This window comes from Nocardia sp. NPDC004860 (assembly GCF_040609015.1).
Lineage (GTDB): Bacteria > Actinomycetota > Actinomycetes > Mycobacteriales > Mycobacteriaceae > Nocardia.
The window spans coordinates 265,321-283,329 of the sequence record NZ_JBEXJI010000006.1 but is presented as its reverse complement, the minus strand read 5'-3'; the positions used below and the strand labels follow the sequence as shown (position 1 = coordinate 283,329).

General features: G+C 69.1%; 17 protein-coding genes. 9 read left to right on the top strand and 8 right to left on the bottom strand.

Annotated elements, in window-relative coordinates; translation table 11 throughout:
* Positions 1–1,221, bottom strand: a complete 1,221-nt coding sequence (locus ABZV44_RS15685) for a TetR family transcriptional regulator (protein ID WP_354836579.1) — start codon at positions 1,219–1,221, stop codon at positions 1–3.
* Positions 1,222–1,316: 95 nt separating this feature from the next.
* Between ABZV44_RS15685 and ABZV44_RS15680 the strand changes: the two genes are divergently transcribed.
* Both ABZV44_RS15680 and ABZV44_RS15675 read left to right on the top strand, forming a co-directional pair.
* Positions 1,317–1,760 (top strand): SRPBCC family protein, encoded by a 444-nt coding sequence (locus tag ABZV44_RS15680; RefSeq protein WP_354836440.1) that lies wholly within the window; start codon positions 1,317–1,319, stop codon positions 1,758–1,760.
* A gap of 21 nt (positions 1,761–1,781) precedes the next feature.
* Positions 1,782–2,546 carry an enoyl-CoA hydratase gene (locus ABZV44_RS15675; protein ID WP_354836438.1) on the top strand — a complete coding sequence of 255 codons (765 nt, stop codon included), beginning with the start codon at positions 1,782–1,784 and terminating at the stop codon, positions 2,544–2,546.
* Positions 2,547–2,767: 221 nt separating this feature from the next.
* On the opposite strand, the gene ABZV44_RS15670 is transcribed toward ABZV44_RS15675, so the two are convergent.
* Complete coding sequence (locus tag ABZV44_RS15670; RefSeq protein ID WP_354836436.1) at positions 2,768–3,358, bottom strand: TetR/AcrR family transcriptional regulator; 591 nt, start codon at positions 3,356–3,358, stop codon at positions 2,768–2,770.
* Positions 3,359–3,470: 112 nt separating this feature from the next.
* Between ABZV44_RS15670 and ABZV44_RS15665 the strand changes: the two genes are divergently transcribed.
* The 6 genes from ABZV44_RS15665 to ABZV44_RS15640 are packed head-to-tail and all read left to right on the top strand — an operon-like array spanning position 3,471 to position 11,523.
* Entirely contained in the window at positions 3,471–5,033 is a 1,563-nt protein-coding gene (locus ABZV44_RS15665) for a carboxyl transferase domain-containing protein (protein WP_354836434.1), read from the top strand.
* Positions 5,034–5,050: 17 nt separating this feature from the next.
* Positions 5,051–7,069 carry an acetyl/propionyl/methylcrotonyl-CoA carboxylase subunit alpha gene (locus ABZV44_RS15660; protein WP_354836577.1) on the top strand — a complete coding sequence of 673 codons (2,019 nt, stop codon included), beginning with the start codon at positions 5,051–5,053 and terminating at the stop codon, positions 7,067–7,069.
* On the top strand, positions 7,066–8,226 hold the full coding sequence (locus tag ABZV44_RS15655) for an acyl-CoA dehydrogenase family protein (protein ID WP_354836432.1): 1,161 nt from the start codon (positions 7,066–7,068) through the stop codon (positions 8,224–8,226). The genes ABZV44_RS15660 and ABZV44_RS15655 overlap by 4 nt, the downstream gene beginning before the upstream one ends.
* Positions 8,223–8,747 carry a MaoC family dehydratase gene (locus ABZV44_RS15650; RefSeq protein WP_354836430.1) on the top strand — a complete coding sequence of 175 codons (525 nt, stop codon included), beginning with the start codon at positions 8,223–8,225 and terminating at the stop codon, positions 8,745–8,747. The genes ABZV44_RS15655 and ABZV44_RS15650 overlap by 4 nt, the downstream gene beginning before the upstream one ends.
* The gene (locus ABZV44_RS15645; protein WP_354836428.1) at positions 8,744–9,577 is read left to right on the top strand and encodes a CoA ester lyase; all 834 of its coding nucleotides are present in this window, start codon (positions 8,744–8,746) and stop codon (positions 9,575–9,577) included. The genes ABZV44_RS15650 and ABZV44_RS15645 overlap by 4 nt, the downstream gene beginning before the upstream one ends.
* Before the next feature lie 11 nt (positions 9,578–9,588).
* Complete coding sequence (locus tag ABZV44_RS15640; protein ID WP_354836426.1) at positions 9,589–11,523, top strand: acetoacetate--CoA ligase; 1,935 nt, start codon at positions 9,589–9,591, stop codon at positions 11,521–11,523.
* 6 nt (positions 11,524–11,529) lie between these two features.
* Here the strand turns inward: ABZV44_RS15640 and ABZV44_RS15635 are convergent, their stop codons facing one another.
* The 4 genes from ABZV44_RS15635 to ABZV44_RS15620 form a co-directional block, all read right to left on the bottom strand.
* The gene (locus ABZV44_RS15635; protein WP_354836424.1) at positions 11,530–11,958 is read right to left on the bottom strand and encodes a DUF4254 domain-containing protein; all 429 of its coding nucleotides are present in this window, start codon (positions 11,956–11,958) and stop codon (positions 11,530–11,532) included.
* A 136-nt stretch (positions 11,959–12,094) separates the two neighbouring features.
* The gene (locus ABZV44_RS15630; protein WP_354836422.1) at positions 12,095–12,856 is read right to left on the bottom strand and encodes an SDR family oxidoreductase; all 762 of its coding nucleotides are present in this window, start codon (positions 12,854–12,856) and stop codon (positions 12,095–12,097) included.
* Between the two features lie 81 nt (positions 12,857–12,937).
* On the bottom strand, positions 12,938–13,519 hold the full coding sequence (locus ABZV44_RS15625) for a TetR family transcriptional regulator (protein WP_354836420.1): 582 nt from the start codon (positions 13,517–13,519) through the stop codon (positions 12,938–12,940).
* A 33-nt stretch (positions 13,520–13,552) separates the two neighbouring features.
* On the bottom strand, positions 13,553–14,707 hold the full coding sequence (locus ABZV44_RS15620; RefSeq protein ID WP_354836418.1) for an epoxide hydrolase: 1,155 nt from the start codon (positions 14,705–14,707) through the stop codon (positions 13,553–13,555).
* A 92-nt stretch (positions 14,708–14,799) separates the two neighbouring features.
* On the opposite strand from ABZV44_RS15620, the gene ABZV44_RS15615 reads away from it, so the two are divergent.
* Complete coding sequence (locus tag ABZV44_RS15615) at positions 14,800–15,768, top strand: YafY family protein (RefSeq protein WP_354836416.1); 969 nt, start codon at positions 14,800–14,802, stop codon at positions 15,766–15,768.
* Positions 15,769–16,153: 385 nt separating this feature from the next.
* On the opposite strand, the gene ABZV44_RS15610 is transcribed toward ABZV44_RS15615, so the two are convergent.
* On the bottom strand, positions 16,154–16,879 hold the full coding sequence (locus ABZV44_RS15610; protein ID WP_354836414.1) for an ABC transporter ATP-binding protein: 726 nt from the start codon (positions 16,877–16,879) through the stop codon (positions 16,154–16,156).
* A 35-nt stretch (positions 16,880–16,914) separates the two neighbouring features.
* Entirely contained in the window at positions 16,915–17,964 is a 1,050-nt protein-coding gene (locus ABZV44_RS15605; RefSeq protein ID WP_354836412.1) for an ABC transporter permease, read from the bottom strand.
* Between the last annotated feature and the right edge of the window lie 45 nt (positions 17,965–18,009).

The window sequence follows — 18,009 nt, the reverse complement described above, 5'->3', positions numbered from 1 at the left end:
TCAGGACTCCGGCGTCCCGGCTCCGAAGAGGGTGACCTCCATGAGCCGGATCACCCTGGGCTGCGGGCAGATCGCCGGATACCCGCCGAACTCCCGGCCCAGGTCCACCACCAGACCGAAGGCGGCCTGCACCAGGATGCGCGCCTCGCCCTCGGACAGTTCCGGGCGCACCGCCACCAGCAGCCGCACCCACTCGGTCACGATGAGCCGCTGCACATTGCGCAGCATGGTGCGCTCCTCGGCGGCGACGTGCCCGAACTCGGCGTAGTACACGAAGGTCAACTCGCGCTCGGCGAACGACCCCGCGACATACAGCTCCACCAGCTTGCTCATCGCCTCGGTCGGACTCGACGAGGACGCCACCGCCGGCCCGATCGCCCCCGACACCCGATCCGCCGCCCGGCGGAACGCGGCGGCCAGCAGATCGCCCTTGCTGCGGTAGTAGCGGTACACCGCCGAGGCCGCCGACAGATCCGCCGCCGCCGCGATGTCCTCCACGCTCACGTTCGGATAGCCGCGCGCGTGGAACAGCTCGACGGCCTTCTTGAGCAGCAGTTCGTGCTTGAAGCTCTGCGGAATCTCCACCGCCCGCGGCGGCTCGGCGACGGTGCCCTCGGGCGGCAGCTCGGTCGCGATGATGGCGTCGCAGGCCGAATGTAGCAGGGCCGTCAGCGATTTCATGGGCAGCGTGGCGTGATGGTCGCCAATGCTGGAGATGACGCTGAGTATCGATACCGCCCGCACCGCGCGACTGTGCCCGTCCAGTTCGGGCCGCACATCCGCGATGAGCCCGCGCAGGGTGGTCAGCGCCGCGGTGAACTGCTCCTCGAGGGTCTGCCGGTCGGTGTCGTCGAGGTAGCGGCGCTCCCAGCGCACCAGGGTGACCGTGGCGCGATTGGCGATGGTCTCGGCGATCAACCGATCCAGTACGCGGTCCAGCCGTTCGCGCGGGGACAGGCCCTCGGACTCGTCGGGCGGCGTGGCGGCCTCCGCGGTCAGTCGCGCCAGCCGCAGCAACTCCTCGCGGAAGAGCGCGTATTTGCTCGGATAGTGGCGATACAGTGCGGCCGAGGAAATGCCGAGCCGCGCGGCGATGTCCTCCATGCTGACGCCGTGATAGCCCAGCGAACCGAAGGCGGCGGCCGAGGTGGCGGCGATCTGGGCGCGCCGGTTCTTCGGGCGGCGGCGGATCACGCGCTGCGGCTGCTCCTCGACGGTCATATTCGCAATGGTAGTCACCAGGCATTTCCGTCGACGCCGCGCCGCCGATCTCGTAGGCTGCCCACAGGATCCGCGTCCACCAGAACGGAGCCGGCATGCGCACGGTCGATGTCGAACGCACCATCGCGGCAGCACCGCCCGACGTCTTCGACTGGCTCACCGATGTCGCCAATTACCAACGGGTTCCGATGGTTCGCCGCGTCACCCTGGTGCGTCCCGGCGATACCGCGGGCAACGGTGCGGGCGCGGTGCGCCTGGTGGTGACCCCGCTGCTGCGCCTCACCGAGGAGATCGTGGAATACGATCCGCCCCGCCTCATGCGCTACCGATTGCTGAATTCCGTTCCGCCGCTACGGCATCAGGAGGGTTCCATCACCTGCGCGCCGGTCGCGTCCGGCACCCGGGTGCGCTGGTCGTCCACCTTCGAGATCGCCGCGCCCGTGCTCGCGCCGCTGTGGACGCGGATCTTCCTGCCGGTGGTGCGCGGCGGCTTCGTCATGGTGCTGCGAACCGCGGAGCGCGAGTTGGGCGGGCGGTGACGCGGGTTACCATCTGGGGCCATGGCGGAGATCAAGGTGGAGCGCCTGAACTCAGTGGCGCTCGTAACGGTGCACGACCCCGACAAGCGGAATGCGTTGACTCTGGACCTGTCCGCCGATCTCGCGGACGCGGTGGCGGACGCGGAGGCCGACGACTCGGTACACGCGCTGGTGGTCACCGGCACGCCCCCGGCCTTCTGCGCCGGCGCGAACCTGACCGCCCTGGGTGAGGCGAAAGAGGAGGGCCTGCGGGCCATCTACGAGGGCTTCCTGGCGGTGGCGCGCTGCAAGCTGCCCACCGTCGCGGCGGTCGGCGGCGCGGCGGTCGGCGCGGGCCTGAACCTCGCCCTGGCCGCGGACGTGCGATTCGCGAATCCCAAGGCGCGCTTCGACGCTCGCTTCCTGCGCCTGGGCATCCACCCGGGCGGCGGCATGACCTGGATGCTGCAGCGCGCGGTCGGTCCGCAGCAGGCCACGGCCATGACGCTGTTCGGTGAGGTGCTCGACGCGCAGGCCGGCGCGCAGGCCGGTCTGGTGCACCGCGTCGTCGACGGCGATCATGCCGCCCTGGTGGCCGCCGCCGTCGAATTCGCCTCTGCCACCGCGGAAGTCCCGCGCGAGCTGCTCATCACCACCAAGCGCACCATGCGCGCCACCCGCGCCCTGGCCGCCCACGCCGAGGCGGTGAACACCGAGGTGGTGCCGCAGCTGGCCTCCCTCGAATCCCCGGAATTCGCCGCCCGCCTGGCCGCGGCCCAGACCCGGATCACGGGTTCGAAGAACTGAGAAACACGGTGGCGCGGGCGGATTCACATCCGCCCGCGCCACCGTCCCCGACCGCGCTCGGGGAGATTCGGCCCGCCGCCGCGAGTGCCCGGTGCCGTGGCGTGGTCGCCGGCTCGTCGGGCTGCGGGGTCACCTCGCCCGACCCCGCTCCGCGCGGGCGGATCATCTCCGCCCGCGCCACATCCCTACCGCGCCAGGGCAATTCAGCCCAAGTGCCGACCTCACTCCAGAGCCGCGAGCGCCATCTGCCGCAGCACCGGCCGTGCGCGGGTCGCGCTGGCCGGCGCGCTGTGCGGCGTGGAGTTGATCAGGCCGAAGGTCGCGTGCGCCTGTACGCGCGCCGCCTGCTCGGGTAGCTCCGGCCGCAGTTCACGCAACACCGCCACCCAGACCTCCACGTACTGCCGCTGGGTGCGCCGCACCTGACGGCGCGCGGACTCCGGCAGGTTCTCCAGGTCGCGATCCTGGATTCGGATGAGCTCGGGCTCGCCGAGGGCGAAGTCGAGGTGGAAATCCACCAGCCCGCTCAGCGCCTCCTGCGGCGACGCCGCCTGCTCGGCCACGGCCCGGCCGCCGTCGAGCAGCCGCTGACTGATGCCGACCAGCAGCTCGACCAGCAGCGCCTCCTTGTTGGGGAAGTGCCGATACACCGCGGGTCCGCTGATTCCGGCCGCCGCGCCCAGGTCGTCGAGCCGCATGCCCAGGAAGCCGCGATCGGCGATGAGCCGCGCCCCCGCCTCCAGCAGCTGCTGCCTACGCTGGGCTTTGAGCTGCTCACGACGGGTGAGCGTGACGGTTTCCGCAGTGTTCACCGTGGCTCCCTCTCGTCGGTGCTGGACAACTCAGTTAGTGAAGATTATCTTATTTTCCAGTTATTGGTGACTAACCGAGCGGCCGGATCGGCCGAACGGGGAGGCGGAGCGGATGACGCTGACCGAAGGCACACGGACCGGGAACCGGGCCGCGCATCTGGCGCTGGTCGACGAGCTGCGGGAGCGGCTGGCCGTCAGCGCGCTGGGCGGACCGGAGCGGGCGCGGGAGCGGCACCTGGCGCGCGGCAAGCTGCTGCCGCGCCAGCGGGTGGACCAGCTGCTGGACACCGGCAGCCCGTTCCTGGAGCTGTCGCCGCTGGCGGCCAACGGCATGTACGACGACGAGTCACCCGGCGCGGGCGTCATCGGCGGCATCGGCCGCGTCTCCGGGCGCGAGTGCGTGATCATCGCCAATGACGCGACGGTCAAGGGCGGCACCTACTACCCGATGACGGTCAAGAAGCACCTGCGCGCCCAGGAGGTGGCACTGCAGAACAACCTGCCGTGCATCTACCTGGTCGACTCCGGCGGCGCCTACCTGCCCCGTCAGGACGAAGTGTTCCCCGATCGCGAGCACTTCGGCCGCATCTTCTACAACCAGGCGAACATGAGCGCCAAGGGCATCGCGCAGATCTCCGCGGTGCTCGGCTCCTGCACCGCCGGCGGCGCGTACGTGCCCGCCATGAGCGACGAGACCGTCATCGTGCGCAATCAGGGCACCATCTTCCTGGGCGGTCCGCCGCTGGTGAAGGCGGCCACCGGTGAGGTGGTCACCGCCGAGGAGCTCGGCGGCGGCGACCTGCACTCGCGCACCTCGGGTGTCACCGACCACCTGGCCGAGAGCGATCAGGACGCGCTGCGCATCGTGCGCAATATCGTGGCCACCCTCGGCCCGAAGACCCCGACCCCGTGGGATGTCGCGCCGACCGTGGATCCCATCGCGCCGCAGGACGAGCTGTACGACGTGGTCCCGGTGGACCTGCGCACCCCGTACGACGTGCGCGAGGTCATCACCCGCATGGTGGACGGCGGCGAATTCCAGGAGTTCAAGGCCGAATACGGCAAGACGCTGGTCACCGGCTTCGCCCGCATCCACGGCCACCCGGTCGGCATCGTCGCCAACAATGGCGTGCTGTTCAGCGAATCCGCCATGAAGGGCGCGCATTTCATCGAACTGTGCGACAAGCGCCAGATCCCGCTGCTGTTCCTGCAGAACATCACCGGCTTCATGGTCGGGCGCGACTACGAGGCGGGCGGCATCGCCAAGCACGGCGCCAAGATGGTGACCGCGGTGGCGTGCGCCCGCGTGCCCAAGCTGACCGTGGTCGTCGGCGGCTCCTACGGCGCGGGCAACTACTCCATGTGCGGGCGCGCGTATTCGCCGCGCTTCCTGTGGATGTGGCCCAATGCCCGTATCTCGGTCATGGGCGGCGAGCAGGCGGCCTCCGTGCTGGCCACCGTCCGCGGTGACCAGTCCGAGGCGGATCTCGAGGCGTTCAAGGCCCCGATCCGGGAGCAGTACGAACACCAGGGCAACCCGTACTACTCCACGGCCCGCCTCTGGGACGACGGCGTCATCGACCCCGCCGACACCAGAACCGTTGTCGGCCTGGCCCTCTCGGTCTGTGCGCAGGCCCCGCTCGAGCCCGTCTCCTACGGCGTCTTCCGGATGTGATGACCTTGATGAACACGATGTCCTCCTTTGTCTCCGACAAAGCGCAACCCGTCGCCTTCGACACCGTGCTGGTCGCCAATCGCGGCGAGATCGCGGTGCGGGTCATTCGCACCCTGCGCGCCATGGGGATTCGATCGGTCGCGGTCTACAGCGACGCCGACGCCGACGCCCGCCATGTGCGCGAGGCCGATACCGCGGTCCGCCTCGGCCCGGCCCCCGCGCGCGAGTCCTATCTCTGCATCGACAACGTGGTCGCGGCCGCCGTGCGCTCCGGTGCGCAGGCCGTGCACCCGGGATACGGCTTCCTGTCGGAGAATTCGGCCTTCGCGGCCGCACTCGAGGCCGCGGGCATCGCCTTCCTGGGCCCCTCCGCCCGCGCCATCGAGGTGATGGGCGACAAGATCACCGCCAAGAACGCGGTGGCCGAATACGGCGTGCCGGTGGTGCCCGGCATCGCCAAGCCCGGCCTCACCGACGCCGAATTGATCGACGCCGCAACCGAGATCGGCTACCCGGTGCTGGTGAAGCCGTCCGCCGGTGGCGGCGGCAAGGGTATGCGCCGGGTCGACGATCCGGCCGACCTGCCCGCCGCCCTGGTCAGCGCCCGCCGCGAGGCCGGCGCGGCCTTCGGCGACGACACCCTGTTCCTGGAGCGCTTCGTCACCCGCCCCCGACACATCGAGGTGCAGATCCTGGCCGACCAGTTCGGCCACGTGCTGCACCTGGGCGAGCGCGAGTGCAGCCTGCAGCGCCGCCACCAGAAGGTGATCGAGGAGGCCCCCTCGCCGCTGCTGGATCCGCAGACCCGCGCCCGGATCGGCGCGGCCGCCTGCAATACCGCGCGCAGTGTCGACTATGTCGGCGCGGGCACGGTCGAGTTCATCGTCTCCGCCGACCAGCCGGACGAGTTCTTCTTCATGGAGATGAACACCCGCCTGCAGGTCGAGCACCCGGTCACCGAGCTGGTCACCGGCGTCGATCTGGTGGAGTGCCAGGTGCGCATCGCGGCCGGGCAGAAGCTGGCGGCCGCGCAGGACGACATCCGGCTCACCGGCCACGCCATCGAGGCGCGCGTCTACGCCGAGGACCCGGGCCGCGACTTCCTGCCCACCGGCGGCACCGTGCTCGCACTGTCGGAGCCGGAAGGCCCAGGCGTGCGGGTGGATTCGGGCCTGCGCGCCGGCACCGTGGTCGGCAGCGACTACGACCCGATGCTGTCCAAGGTCATCGCCCACGCCGCCGACCGCACCGCCGCTATCGCCAAACTCGATGCGGCCCTGCGGGACACGCAGATCCTCGGCGTGCGCACCAATACCGATTTCGCGCGCTTCCTGCTCGCCGACCCGGATGTCCGTGCGGGACAGCTGGATACCGGTCTGCTGGACCGCCGCGCCGTGGACTTCACGCCCGAACCGGTCAGCGACGAGCAGTTCATCGCGGCCGCGGCCGAACTCTGGCTGCGCCGCTGGCCGGCCGCCCCGGTCGATCCGTGGCAGCAGCCCACCGGCTGGCGGGTCGGCGCGCACGCGCCCGTCGGCATCCGCCTCATCGGTGGCGACCGCACCGCCCACGTGTACCTGTCCGGGACCCCGGAGCAGGCGACGGCCTGGGTCGAGGGCGGCGAAAAGCACGCCCTGACAGTGGAATCCGACGGTGATTCGCTGATGCTGGCCCTCGACGGCCTGCGCACCCGCTTCCGCGTCGCCACCGGGTCCGGTCAGATCTGGGTCGCCGACCGCACCGGCACCGCGCTGCTGCGCGAGGTCGCCGAGGCCGATGTCCGCGGCGGCGACGCCCATGTCGGCGACGCCGAGATCCAGAGCCCCATGCCGGGTTCGGTCATCGCCACCCCGGCCGCCGACGGCGAGCTCGTCGCCGCGGGCACGCCCATCGTGGTCGTGGAGGCCATGAAGATGGAACACACCCTCACCGCACCCGTTGCCGGCCGCGTCGAACTGCTGGTCGAGCCCGGCGCGCAGGTGAAACTCGAACAGCCGCTGGCTCGCATCATCGCCGAGGAGAACACCCAGTCATGACCGATTTCCTGTCCACCGGAACGCTGCCGGACGAGTACCGCGAACTCGCCCTCACCGTCCGCGATTTCGCCAACCAGGTGGTGGCCCCGGTCGCCGCCAAGCACGACGCCGAGCACAGCTTCCCCTACGAGGTGGTCTCGGGCATGGCCGACATGGGCCTGTTCGGCCTGCCGTTCCCGGAGGAGTTCGGCGGCATGGGCGGCGACTACTTCGCGCTCTGCCTGGCCCTCGAGGAGCTCGGCAAGGTCGACCAGAGCGTGGCCATCACCCTGGAGGCCGGTGTCTCCCTGGGCGCCATGCCCATCTACCGCTTCGGCAACGACAAGCAGAAGGCGGAGTGGCTGCCGCTGCTGGCCAGCGGGCGCGCGCTGGGCGCGTTCGGCCTCACCGAGCCCGGCGCGGGCAGTGACGCGGGCGGCACCCGCACCACCGCGCGGCTGGACGGCGACACCTGGATCATCAACGGCTCCAAGCAGTTCATCACCAACTCGGGCACCGACATCACCCGGCTGGTGACGGTCACCGCGGTCACCGGGGGAGTGGACGGCAAGAAGGAGATCTCGACGATCATCGTGCCGACCGACACTCCCGGCTTCACCGCCGAACCCGCCTACAACAAGGTCGGCTGGAACGCCTCCGACACCCACCCGCTCAGCTTCGACGACGTCCGGGTGCCCGCCGAGAACCTGCTCGGCGAGCGCGGCCGCGGCTACGCCAACTTCCTGCGCATTCTCGACGAGGGCCGGATCGCCATCGCGGCACTGTCGGTCGGCGCGGCGCAGGGCTGCGTGGACGAGAGCGTGCGCTACGCCAAGGAGCGGGAGGCCTTCGGCCGCGCCATCGGCAGCAACCAGGCCATCGCCTTCAAGATCGCCCGCATGGAGGCGCGCGCCCACATGGCCCGCACCGCCTACTACGACGCGGCCGCGCTCATGCTGTCCGGCAAGCCTTTCAAGAAGCAGGCCGCCATCGCCAAGCTGGTCGCGAGCGAGGCCGCCATGGACAATGCCCGCGACGCCACGCAGATCTTCGGCGGCTACGGCTTCATGAACGAATATGCTGTGGCGCGGCACTATCGCGACAGCAAGATCCTGGAAATCGGTGAGGGCACCACGGAGGTGCAGTTGATGCTGATCGGTCGGGAGCTCGGCCTGTGAGCGAGCGACAAACGGGCACCGCCGAGGTGAAGCGGGTCGTCCAGCGCGGCTTGTGGTTCGACGAGTTCGAAATCGGCGTGGTGTACGAGCACCGGCCCGGCCGTACCATCACCGAGGCCGACAACGTGCTGTTCACGACGCTGACCATGAACACCCAGGCCCTGCACCTGGACGCGGCGTTCTCCGACGCGCTGCCGCCGTTCCATCAGCGGCTGGTGAACTCCATGTTCACGCTGTCCACGCTGGTGGGCCTGTCGGTGGCGCAGCTGACCCAGGGCACCATCGTGGCCAACCTCGGCTTCTCCGAGATCGCCTTCCCCAAGCCGCTCTTCCACGGCGACACCCTGTACGCCGAGACCGTGGTGACCGACCTGCGGGAGTCCAAGAGCCGCCCGGGCGAGGGCATCGTGACCTTCGCGCACACCGGGCGCAATCAGCACGGCGACATCGTGGCCACCGCCGCCCGGAAAACCTTGGTGAGACGGAGCCCGACATCCAGCCCGCTGGAGGAACCGGCATGAGTTGGGAAATGCCCGGCCCCGCTTGGCTTTTCTGCCCCGCGGACCGGCCCGAGCGCTACGGCAAGGCCCTCGCCGCGGCCGACGTGGTCATCCTCGACCTCGAGGACGGCGTCGCCGAGGCCGACAAGGCGGCGGCCCGCGAGGCGCTCATCGCCACCCCGCTGGACCCCGAACGCACCGTCGTCCGCGTCAATGCCGCGGGCACCTTCGAGCACATGCTCGACCTGGACGCCCTGGCGCGCACCGAGTACCGGCGCATCATGCTGCCCAAATGCGAATCGGCCGAACAGATCACGCGGCTGACCGACTACGAGGTGATCGCGCTCATCGAATCCCCGCTGGGCGCGCTCGCAGTCGGGCGGGCGGTCATGGTGCGCAATGCCATCGGCGTCATGTGGGGCGCGGAGGATCTGGTCGCGGCGCTCGGCGGCAACTCCAGCCGGCACGCCGACGGCGGCTACCGGGATGTAGCGCGGCACGTGCGCTCCCAATCCCTGCTGGCCGCCAAGGCGTACGGCAAGTTCGCGCTGGACTCGGTGTACCTGGATATTCCGGATCTGACCGGGCTGGCGGCCGAATCGGAGGACGCGGTCGCCATCGGCTTCGACGCCAAGGTGGCCATCCACCCCAGCCAGGTACCGGTCATCCGGACCGCCTACGCGCCGACGCCCGGCGAAGTCGACTGGGCGCGCAGACTATTGGCGGAAGCGCCGAACCATCGGGGTGTCTTCACCTTCGAGGGGCGCATGGTGGACATGCCGGTCATCCGGCATGCCGAGCGAATCGTGCAGCGGGCCGCCACGGCCGGCAGCGCGGGATTCGCGTCGTAGGAGGTATTGCGGTGGAACCACAGTGGGTGCCGAGCGATCAGGACATCGCCGAGGCACAGGTGACCAGCTTCGCGCTGTTCGTCGAGAAGCGCACCGGGCTGTCCCTGCCGGACTATCGAGCCCTGTGGCAGTGGTCGGTGGACGACCTGCCCGGCTTCTGGGGCGCGATCTGGGACTACTTCGATCTCGGCGAGCGCTCCGACGAGGTGCTCGGGAGCACGGAAATGCCCGGCACACAGTGGTTCCCGGGCACCACGCTGAACTACGTCGAGCAGGTGATGCGGCAGGTCCGCGACGACCGGCCCGCCATCCTGTCCGTCGACGAGACCGGCGAGATCACCGAGATCTCCTGGGCCGCACTGATCGCCACCGCCGCCGCCTTCGCCCACACCCTGCGCGCGCAGGGCGTCGGACCCGGCGACCGGGTCGCCGGGTACCTGCCGAACATCCCCGAGGCCGTCATCGCCTTCCTGGCCACCGCCAGCATCGGGGCCGTCTGGAGCGCCTGCGGCCAGGACTATTCCGCCCAGGCCGCGCTCGACCGGCTCGGGCAGCTGGAACCGAAGGTACTGGTCACCGCCGACGGCTACCGGTTCGGCGGCAAGGCACACGACAAGAGCGCCGATATCGCCGCCCTGCGCGCCGGACTGCCCTCGCTGGCGGCGACCGTGCTGGTGCCGCGCCTCGGCCTCGAGGTGCCCGGCACCCTGCCCTGGGAGAGCGTCGATCCCGGTGACGAGTTCGTCGTGCTCCCGATCGAGGAGGTGGATTTCGCGCACCCGCTGTGGGTGCTGTACTCCTCCGGCACCACCGGCAAGCCCAAGGGCATCGTGCACGGGCACGGCGGCGTGCTGCTCGAGCACCTCAAAGCCGTTGCCGTGCAATCGGATATCGGTCCGGACGACACGTTCTTCTGGTACACCAGCCCGAGCTGGATGATGTGGAACTTCCAGGTCGCCGGACTGCTGGTGGGCGCGACCATCGTCTGCTACGACGGCAGCCCCGCCGCGCCGACGCCGGATGCGCTGTGGCAGTTGGCCTCCCGTACCGGCGCGACGGTCCTCGGTACCAGCCCCGGCTATGTGCTGGCCTGCGCCAAGGCCGGATCCGTGCCGCGCACCGACCACGACCTGTCCGCCCTGCGGCTGGTCGGCATCACCGGCTCCGCGCTGCCCCCGTCGTCCTCGCTGTGGCTGCGCGACAATGTCGGCGAGCAGGTGCCGGTGGCCTCGATCAGCGGTGGCACCGATGTGGTGTCCGCCTTCGTCGGCGGCGTCCGCACCGTGCCCGTCTGGCCCGGCGAGCTGTCCGCCCCGTACCTCGGCGTGGCCCTGGACGCCTGGGACGAGCAGGGCAATCCGGTGCGCGACGAGGTCGGCGAACTGGTCATCACCAAGCCGATGCCGTCCATGCCGGTGTCCTTCTGGAACGATCCCGACGGCGCCCGCTATCGCGACGCCTATTTCGAGATGTTCCCCGGTGTGTGGCGGCACGGCGACTGGATCACCATTACCGAACACGGCAGCATCGTGGTGCACGGCCGCTCCGACTCCACCCTGAACCGGCAGGGCATCCGGATGGGCAGCGCCGATATCTATCAGGCGGTGGAACGTATACCGGAAATCGCCGAGGCACTGGTCATCGGCGCCGAACAACCGGACGGCGGCTACTGGATGCCGTTGTTCGTGGTGCTGACCCCCGGGACCGAATTGACCGACGAGCTGCGGTCCCGCATCAATGCGACCATTCGCGCCGAAGTGTCCCCGCGACATGTGCCGGACGAAATCATCGCGGCCCCCGGTATTCCGCATACTCGCACCGGTAAGAAACTGGAAGTGCCGATCAAGAAACTGTTCCAGGGCGCGGAGGTGTCCACGGTGGTGGCCCCCACGGCCGTCGACGTCCCCGAACTCCTGGACTGGTACGCCGCGCGCAAGCCGAAGTGAGGTGGATCAGTGTGCACCGGGTAGACGACGACGCCCGGTGCGCACTTCCGACGCCAAGTCCTCATATCCGACCGCCAATTCGGCCAGGTGCTCCCAGGCAATCGTGAGTTCCCGGCCGCCGGATTCGCGCGCCAGCGCCGCATAGGCGGTGGCGGTGAACCGGGCCAGCCGATCGATGACCGCGCCCAGGGTTTCGGTGTGCACCCGGGCCGCGCCATGTGACGGCGGCAATTGCGCGGTCACCCAGCAGTCGATCTGATGCACCAGATCCGTCCGGATGGTGTCGAGTTCGATCAGCTGGGCCGGTTCGGCACTGAGCAGGCGCTCGTGCAGCGCGGTCAGATCCTGCGCCGCGCGTAGTAGTGGATGACCGGGCTGACCAGAACCTCGGCAAGCCTCGAGGACCTGGTTCTTGGATGGCAGTGTGTCCCTCATCGCGACTCCTATAACGCGACCTGCGAATTCCCAGCACATTAGTCAGCGCAGATGACAGGGACGTGTCTGCCGGTTCAACACCCCACTTCGATTCCGCTATTGGAAGCTCGCCGTACCCGTTGGACAAACGGTGAGATCACGCCGTAGCGCCGCCGTCGATCACCAGATCGTGGCCGATGACGAAAGCGGATTCCGGGGAGGCCAGCCACACCACGGCCGCCGCGATCTCCGCCGGATCCCCGACCCGGCCCAGCGGAATTGCCGACGCCACGCGCGCATCGCGATCCGCGCGTGTTTCGCCCGGGCGGAAGGACATTCGCGTATCGGTCGCACCCGGGCTGACCGCATTGATGCGAATACCGTCACCGATATGGTCACGCGCCGCGGTCTGGGTCAGCACGCTGACCGCCGCTTTGGATGCCGCGTAGGCCGCCAGACCCGGACGGCGGCCGTGCGTGCCGATATTCGAGGCCATATTCACGATGACGCCGCCGCCATTGCCGCGCATATGGGCGATCTCGTGTTTCATCGACAGGAAAATGCCGGTCAGGTTGACATCGAGCACCCGGTGCCAGTCGGCATCCTCCAGCTCGCCGACCGGGGCGGGCGTGCCCAGAATTCCGGCATTGTTGAAGGCCACGTGCAGGCCGCCGTGCCGGCGCACGACCTCCTCGACCATGGCCGCCACCTGGTAGCCGTCGGTGACGTCGGCGACCAGGTGGTCCACCGCGCCGCCCGCCGGCCGAACTCGTCCGGCCGCGTCGGCCAGCCGCTGTGCATCACGGCCCGCCAGCACCACCGTGGCGCCGAGATCGGCGAAGGCCTGGGCGGTCGCGCCCGCGATCGTGCCCGCGCCGCCGGTGATCAGCACAGTTTTGTCATCGAATCGGGTGGTCATGACGGTTCGCAACTCCTTTTTAGGAATGATCGTTCCCGAATGTGGGCAGTGGGGAAGGCTGTGGATGAATGGGAAACCTGTTCAGCCGAGAACGGATACGGCCACGCGGGCCGCATCCTGCAGGCGTGCAGCCGAATCCGGCGTGCGCTCGATGACGCGGACTCCCTGGAAGAAGACGAGAAGGAATCGGGCGAGTGCGCGCGGGTCCGCGTCCGCGGCCAGCTCGCCCTGCGCGCGGGCGCGCAGCAGCGCGGAAGTCAATGTCGTCTCGAGGTGCGCCCAGCTGGACTCCACGAGCCGCGCCACCGCCTCGTCGCAGTGCGCCAACTCGACGGCGCTGTTCACGACCAGGCAGCCCAGAGATGAATCGGGACTTGATGCTTCGCGCACGAACCGCTGCACGAGCCCGTGTACCGCGGGCAGCACCGGACCCGGCTGCGACAGCTCGTTCATGATCACCGGATCGGTGGTCTCGAGGTAGCGCTGGAGGGCCTTCAGGTAGAGGTCGCGCTTGCCGCCGAAGGTCGAGTAGATGCTCGCCCTGGCAATCCCAAGATGCTCAACCAGATCCGACATGGACGTCGCCTCATAGCCGCGCTCCCAGAACAATTCGAGAGCGCGGCGCAGCGTGGTGTCCGGATCGAACTCCTTGGTCCTCGCCATGGCGAGGACACTACGACTTTCAAGACCAATCGGTCAAATATGGCGGGCTCGGTGGATCTTGCCGAAACAGGCCTGAATATCGGCCACATGCGCCCGGGGAACGTCCATGGCCAGGAAGTGGTTGCCCGTGTTGCCCTCGGGCCAGTGCACGATGGTGTTGTCGCGGTCGGCGAGCCGGCGCATGAGCGGCGAGCCCCCGGCGTACACGCCGACCGGGACCAGCTTCTGGCCGGTCGGCCATGCGAAACCATGGTCGCCCAGTCCGTTGTACATGGGCCAGGACGAGGTGGCGGCGGTATCGGAGAACCAGTAGACGCTGACATTGGTCAGCAGCTGGTCGCGGTCCACGGCGTCCTCCAGCCGGTCGGCCAGTGGGGAGAACTCGTCGAACTTGTGGACCAGCCACGCGAGCAGGCCGACGGGGGAATCGGTCCAGGCGTGCGCGAAGGTCTGCGGCGCCTGGCGGAGCAGGACATGGTGATTCACGCCGGACTGCCACTTCTGCATGAACTCCCACTCGGCGCGTTCCTCGGCCGTCATGGTCGGGACGTCCGCCTCGGTGGGCAAGCCGATGCCGCCGTCGATGTGCACGCCGATCAGGTGGCCGGGGGCGGCGATCGCCATCTCCTGCACCACGTACGCACCCAGATCCCCGCCCTGCGCGCCGTAGCGGTCGTAACCCAGGCGGGCCATGAGCTCCACCCACATGCGGGCCACCTGCCGTGGCCGCACGCCCGGTTCGCGTGGCGCCGCCGAGAATCCGAAACCCGGCACCGAAGGGATCACCACATGGAACGCCTGCGCCGACTCCATGCCGTGCGCTCGCGGATTCGTCAGCAGGGGAATGGTTTTCGTGAACTCCACGAAGCTGTTCGGCCAGCCGTGAGTGAGGATGAGCGGCAGCGCGTCCGGGGCGTCCGAGCGTACGTGCAGGAAGTGCACGTCCAGCCCGTCGATCTCGGTCAGGAACTGCGGGAATTCATTGAGCGCCGCTTCCTGTGCGCGCCAGTCGAATTCGGTGCGCCAGTATTCGGCCAGCTCGCGCAGATAGGCCACCGGGACGCCGCGCTCCCAGCCCTGTCCCGGGAGTTGCCGGGTCCAGCGGGTTCGTGCCAGCCGGTCGAGGAGGTCATCGAGATCGGACTGCGGGATGGCGATGCGGAACGGGCGGATATCGGTGCTGGTCATCGTGACTCCTGACGTCGGGCGGGCGATCCGCTGACCACGGTAGGAGCCATATAGGACTATTCTCGTCCTATTTCGAGCGGAGGATGGCGGGTATGAGCGACACGTCGGCACGACTGCTGCGGCTGCTGTCCCTGCTGCAGACCCCGCGTGAATGGCCCGGCAGCGAACTCGCCGAACGTCTCGGCGTCACCGATCGCACCGTCCGCCGCGACATCGACCGGCTCCGCGACCTCGGCTACCCCGTCGCGGCCACCATGGGCGCCACCGGCGGGTACCGCCTGGTCGCCGGGGCCGCCATGCCGCCACTGCTGGTCGACGACGAGGAGGCCGTCGCCATCGCGGTCGGTCTCCGGGCGGCCGCGGGCTCCGCCATCGCCGGCATCGAGGAAGCGTCGGTCCGGGCGCTCGCCAAGATCGAACAGGTACTCCCCGCCAAACTGCGCCGCCGGGTGCGAGTCCTGGGAGCCGCCACCGTCCCGCCCCGCTCCGGCGCGACCCCCGTCGACCCGGAGCTCCTCACCGCCCTGGCCGCGGCCGTGACCAACAGGGAGCGAATCCGCTTCGCCTACGAAGCGGCCAACGGCACCGAAACCCGCCGCAACACCGAGCCCGTCGGGCTGGTCCCCCACCGGCACCGCTGGTACCTGGTCGCCTTCGACCGAGACCGCAACGACTGGCGCGTCTTCCGCGCCGACCGAATCCACCGCCTCCACCCCACCGGCGCCCGCTTCACCCCACGCGACCTCCCCGCCGCCAACCCCGCCGCCTACGTAACCGGCGAGCGAACCGACTGGGGCACCCCAACCCTGCACTTCCAAGTCGACATCGCCGCCCCCGCCGAAGCCGTGATCGGCCGCCTGGGCGAAGCCCCCGGCGACATCGTCCCGCACGGACCAAACACCTGCGCCCTGAACATGTCCCGAGACGACCTCCCCGCATGGGTAGCACACCGCCTCCTGGAGCTGGGCGTCGAATTCGAAGTGCACAGCCCCCAGCAACTAGCAGACGAGCTGCGAAAAATCCGTGATCGCGCCGTCCGTGCAATAGAAGCCAAAAGATAAAAAACCAACCCCGCGTGGGTCAGGATGCCCTGGACTGGCAGACCGCGGTGGGAGCCGAGCTCGGCGGGGGCGACTCCGGGCTGCAGCAGCGCGAACAGGGCGTCGTGGGTGCGCTGACCGGCGTCGCGGCGGGCGGCGGCCTCGAGGGTCTTCGAGTCGATGACACCGGCGGTGGCGGTGCGGGTGATCTTCACTCGCACCGATGCGTCATACTTCGACAATCCCAACGTCCGGCGCAGGAACGGCACCAGGTCCCCCGCCCCGCTGGTTTCGTGCAGGGATCGATCCGCAGCTCTCCAGCGCTTCCCCCCTTCGAATTCAAACCTCTATTCTATTGCTGTCGCAATAACATAGGAACCTGAATTGTCCGGCATCCCTGAATATTTCAAGCCGCCAATGCCGTATTATGTTGTGTAAGAACGCCATCCACCATTCGATACACGCTGTCCATCTGATCCAGATGCGACAGATCGTGCGTCACCAGCAACGTCGACGCTCCATGCTCCCGAACGATCCCGACGATCAGATCGATGATGGCCGCCCCGCGCTCCTGATCCAACGCACTGGTCGGCTCGTCGATGACCAGCAGCGACGGGTCGTTCATCAGGGCGCGCGCGATGTTCACCCGCTGCCGCTGCCCGCCCGAGAGCTGAGCCGGCCGCTTGTTCTCCTGCCCCGAGAGTCCCACGGCCGCCAGCAGATCCCGTGCGCGCGAACGGGCTGTGCGCCGCTTGGCGGGCGAGACGAACCAGTTCTGCCCCAGGTGCACCATGGCCTCGAGCTGCTCGACGGCGGTCAGCGCCGGGACCAGATTGGACTGCTGGAACACGATGCCGATCGAGCTGCGACGCAGCGTCGCGGCGTCGCGTCGGCTCAGCGAGGCGAGATCGATGGTGCCCGTAACGGTTTCGAGCTCCACCCGGCCTGAATCGGGGCGCAGCAGGGTGGAGACGGTGGCCAGCAGGGTCGACTTGCCGGAGCCGGACGGCCCGGTGATGGCCGCGATCTCGCCGCCGCCCACGCGCAGGTTCACGTGGTCGAGGGCGGTGATGCGGTCCGTGCCGTCCGGGAAGGTGAGGGTCAGATCGGAGACGGTCAGTGCGTTGGTCATCGCAATGCTCCTGGGAGGCAGGGGGAGTGTGGTCATCAGCGGGCCTGGTTGAGGGCGGTGAGGGGATCGGTGGTGACGAGGAATCGCAGTGCGAAGGCGGCGCCGAGCAGGCCGAGCGCGATCAGCGCCGCGGCCGGGAACAGCGTGGTGCTCGCGCTGAGCACGAACGGCACTGCGCCGCCCATGAATACGCCCGCCACGGCCGTCAGTCCGACACCGACGCCGACGCCGAGCAGCAACACGATCAGCGCCTGGCTCAGGGCATCCCGGATCAGGGAGCCGGTGGTCGCGCCCAGCGCCTTCAGCGTCGCGATGTCCGGCTGCCGCTGCACGGTCCACACCGTGAAGAACGCGCCGATCACCAGCGCCGAGATGGCGAACAGCATGACGGTCATGAGGGTCAGCGACCCGTTCTCGGCCTGGTACGACGACATCGCGGACAGCGAGTCCTTGCTGCTGGTCGTGGTGGTGTGCGCGGCCGCGTTCACCGCGGACTGATCGCTCACGCCGGACACCGCGAGGATGGTGGCCGCGCCCGCGTGAGGGTTGAGGGACTGCCAGTCCGCCAACGTCATCCACACCACGGGGGTGTGCGCGTACCAGTCGTCATCGGTCACGCCCTGCACGGTGTAGGAGGCCGCGCCCAGCTCGACGGTGTCGCCGGTCTTGGCGTCGAGGTCCTTGGCGGCGGCCTTGGACAGGATCACCGAGCCCGGATCGGTTGCCACGCGCTTGCCGAATGGCGTGCCCTGGACGCCGAACAGTGCCACCTGGGTGGGCGACGCGCCGTCGAGGGTGGCGCGGGTGCGGCTGATGCCGATCGGATCGACGGTGCCGCCCGCCGCCTGCCACGTCTGCACCTGCTCGGTGCTCAAGGTGGAGGCGTCGAAGGAGGGGGAGGACCCGGTGTCGGAGAAGACGACCGTGCTGGTCTCGAGGGACTGGATGGCGGAAATGTTCTGGTGCGCCAATCCGGCCGTCAGGCCGCTGAGAAAGCTCACCAGCAGCGCGACCAGCGTGACCACCAGGGAAATGAGGAGGAAGCGGCCGCGGGCGGCCCGCAGATCTCTGAGTGCGACGAACATGATTCCACTGTGTCTTCGCGGACCCCGGAAACCATCGTCGAGCAG

Excerpts from the sequence above, each read along its gene's own strand:
- ABZV44_RS15635 (WP_354836424.1), bottom strand. The coding sequence starts at position 11,958 with ATGAGGGACACACTGCCATCCAAGAACCAGGTCCTCGAGGCTTGCCGA.
- ABZV44_RS15655 (WP_354836432.1), top strand. The coding sequence starts at position 7,066 with ATGACCGATTTCCTGTCCACCGGAACGCTGCCGGACGAGTACCGCGAA.
- ABZV44_RS15605 (WP_354836412.1), bottom strand. The coding sequence starts at position 17,964 with ATGTTCGTCGCACTCAGAGATCTGCGGGCCGCCCGCGGCCGCTTCCTC.
- ABZV44_RS15610 (WP_354836414.1), bottom strand. The coding sequence starts at position 16,879 with ATGACCAACGCACTGACCGTCTCCGATCTGACCCTCACCTTCCCGGAC.
- ABZV44_RS15665 (WP_354836434.1), top strand. The coding sequence starts at position 3,471 with ATGACGCTGACCGAAGGCACACGGACCGGGAACCGGGCCGCGCATCTG.
- ABZV44_RS15685 (WP_354836579.1), bottom strand. The coding sequence starts at position 1,221 with ATGACCGTCGAGGAGCAGCCGCAGCGCGTGATCCGCCGCCGCCCGAAG.
- ABZV44_RS15645 (WP_354836428.1), top strand. The coding sequence starts at position 8,744 with ATGAGTTGGGAAATGCCCGGCCCCGCTTGGCTTTTCTGCCCCGCGGAC.
- ABZV44_RS15660 (WP_354836577.1), top strand. The coding sequence starts at position 5,051 with ATGTCCTCCTTTGTCTCCGACAAAGCGCAACCCGTCGCCTTCGACACC.
- ABZV44_RS15615 (WP_354836416.1), top strand. The coding sequence starts at position 14,800 with ATGAGCGACACGTCGGCACGACTGCTGCGGCTGCTGTCCCTGCTGCAG.
- ABZV44_RS15620 (WP_354836418.1), bottom strand. The coding sequence starts at position 14,707 with ATGACCAGCACCGATATCCGCCCGTTCCGCATCGCCATCCCGCAGTCC.
- ABZV44_RS15630 (WP_354836422.1), bottom strand. The coding sequence starts at position 12,856 with ATGACCACCCGATTCGATGACAAAACTGTGCTGATCACCGGCGGCGCG.
- ABZV44_RS15680 (WP_354836440.1), top strand. The coding sequence starts at position 1,317 with ATGCGCACGGTCGATGTCGAACGCACCATCGCGGCAGCACCGCCCGAC.
- ABZV44_RS15675 (WP_354836438.1), top strand. The coding sequence starts at position 1,782 with ATGGCGGAGATCAAGGTGGAGCGCCTGAACTCAGTGGCGCTCGTAACG.
- ABZV44_RS15625 (WP_354836420.1), bottom strand. The coding sequence starts at position 13,519 with ATGGCGAGGACCAAGGAGTTCGATCCGGACACCACGCTGCGCCGCGCT.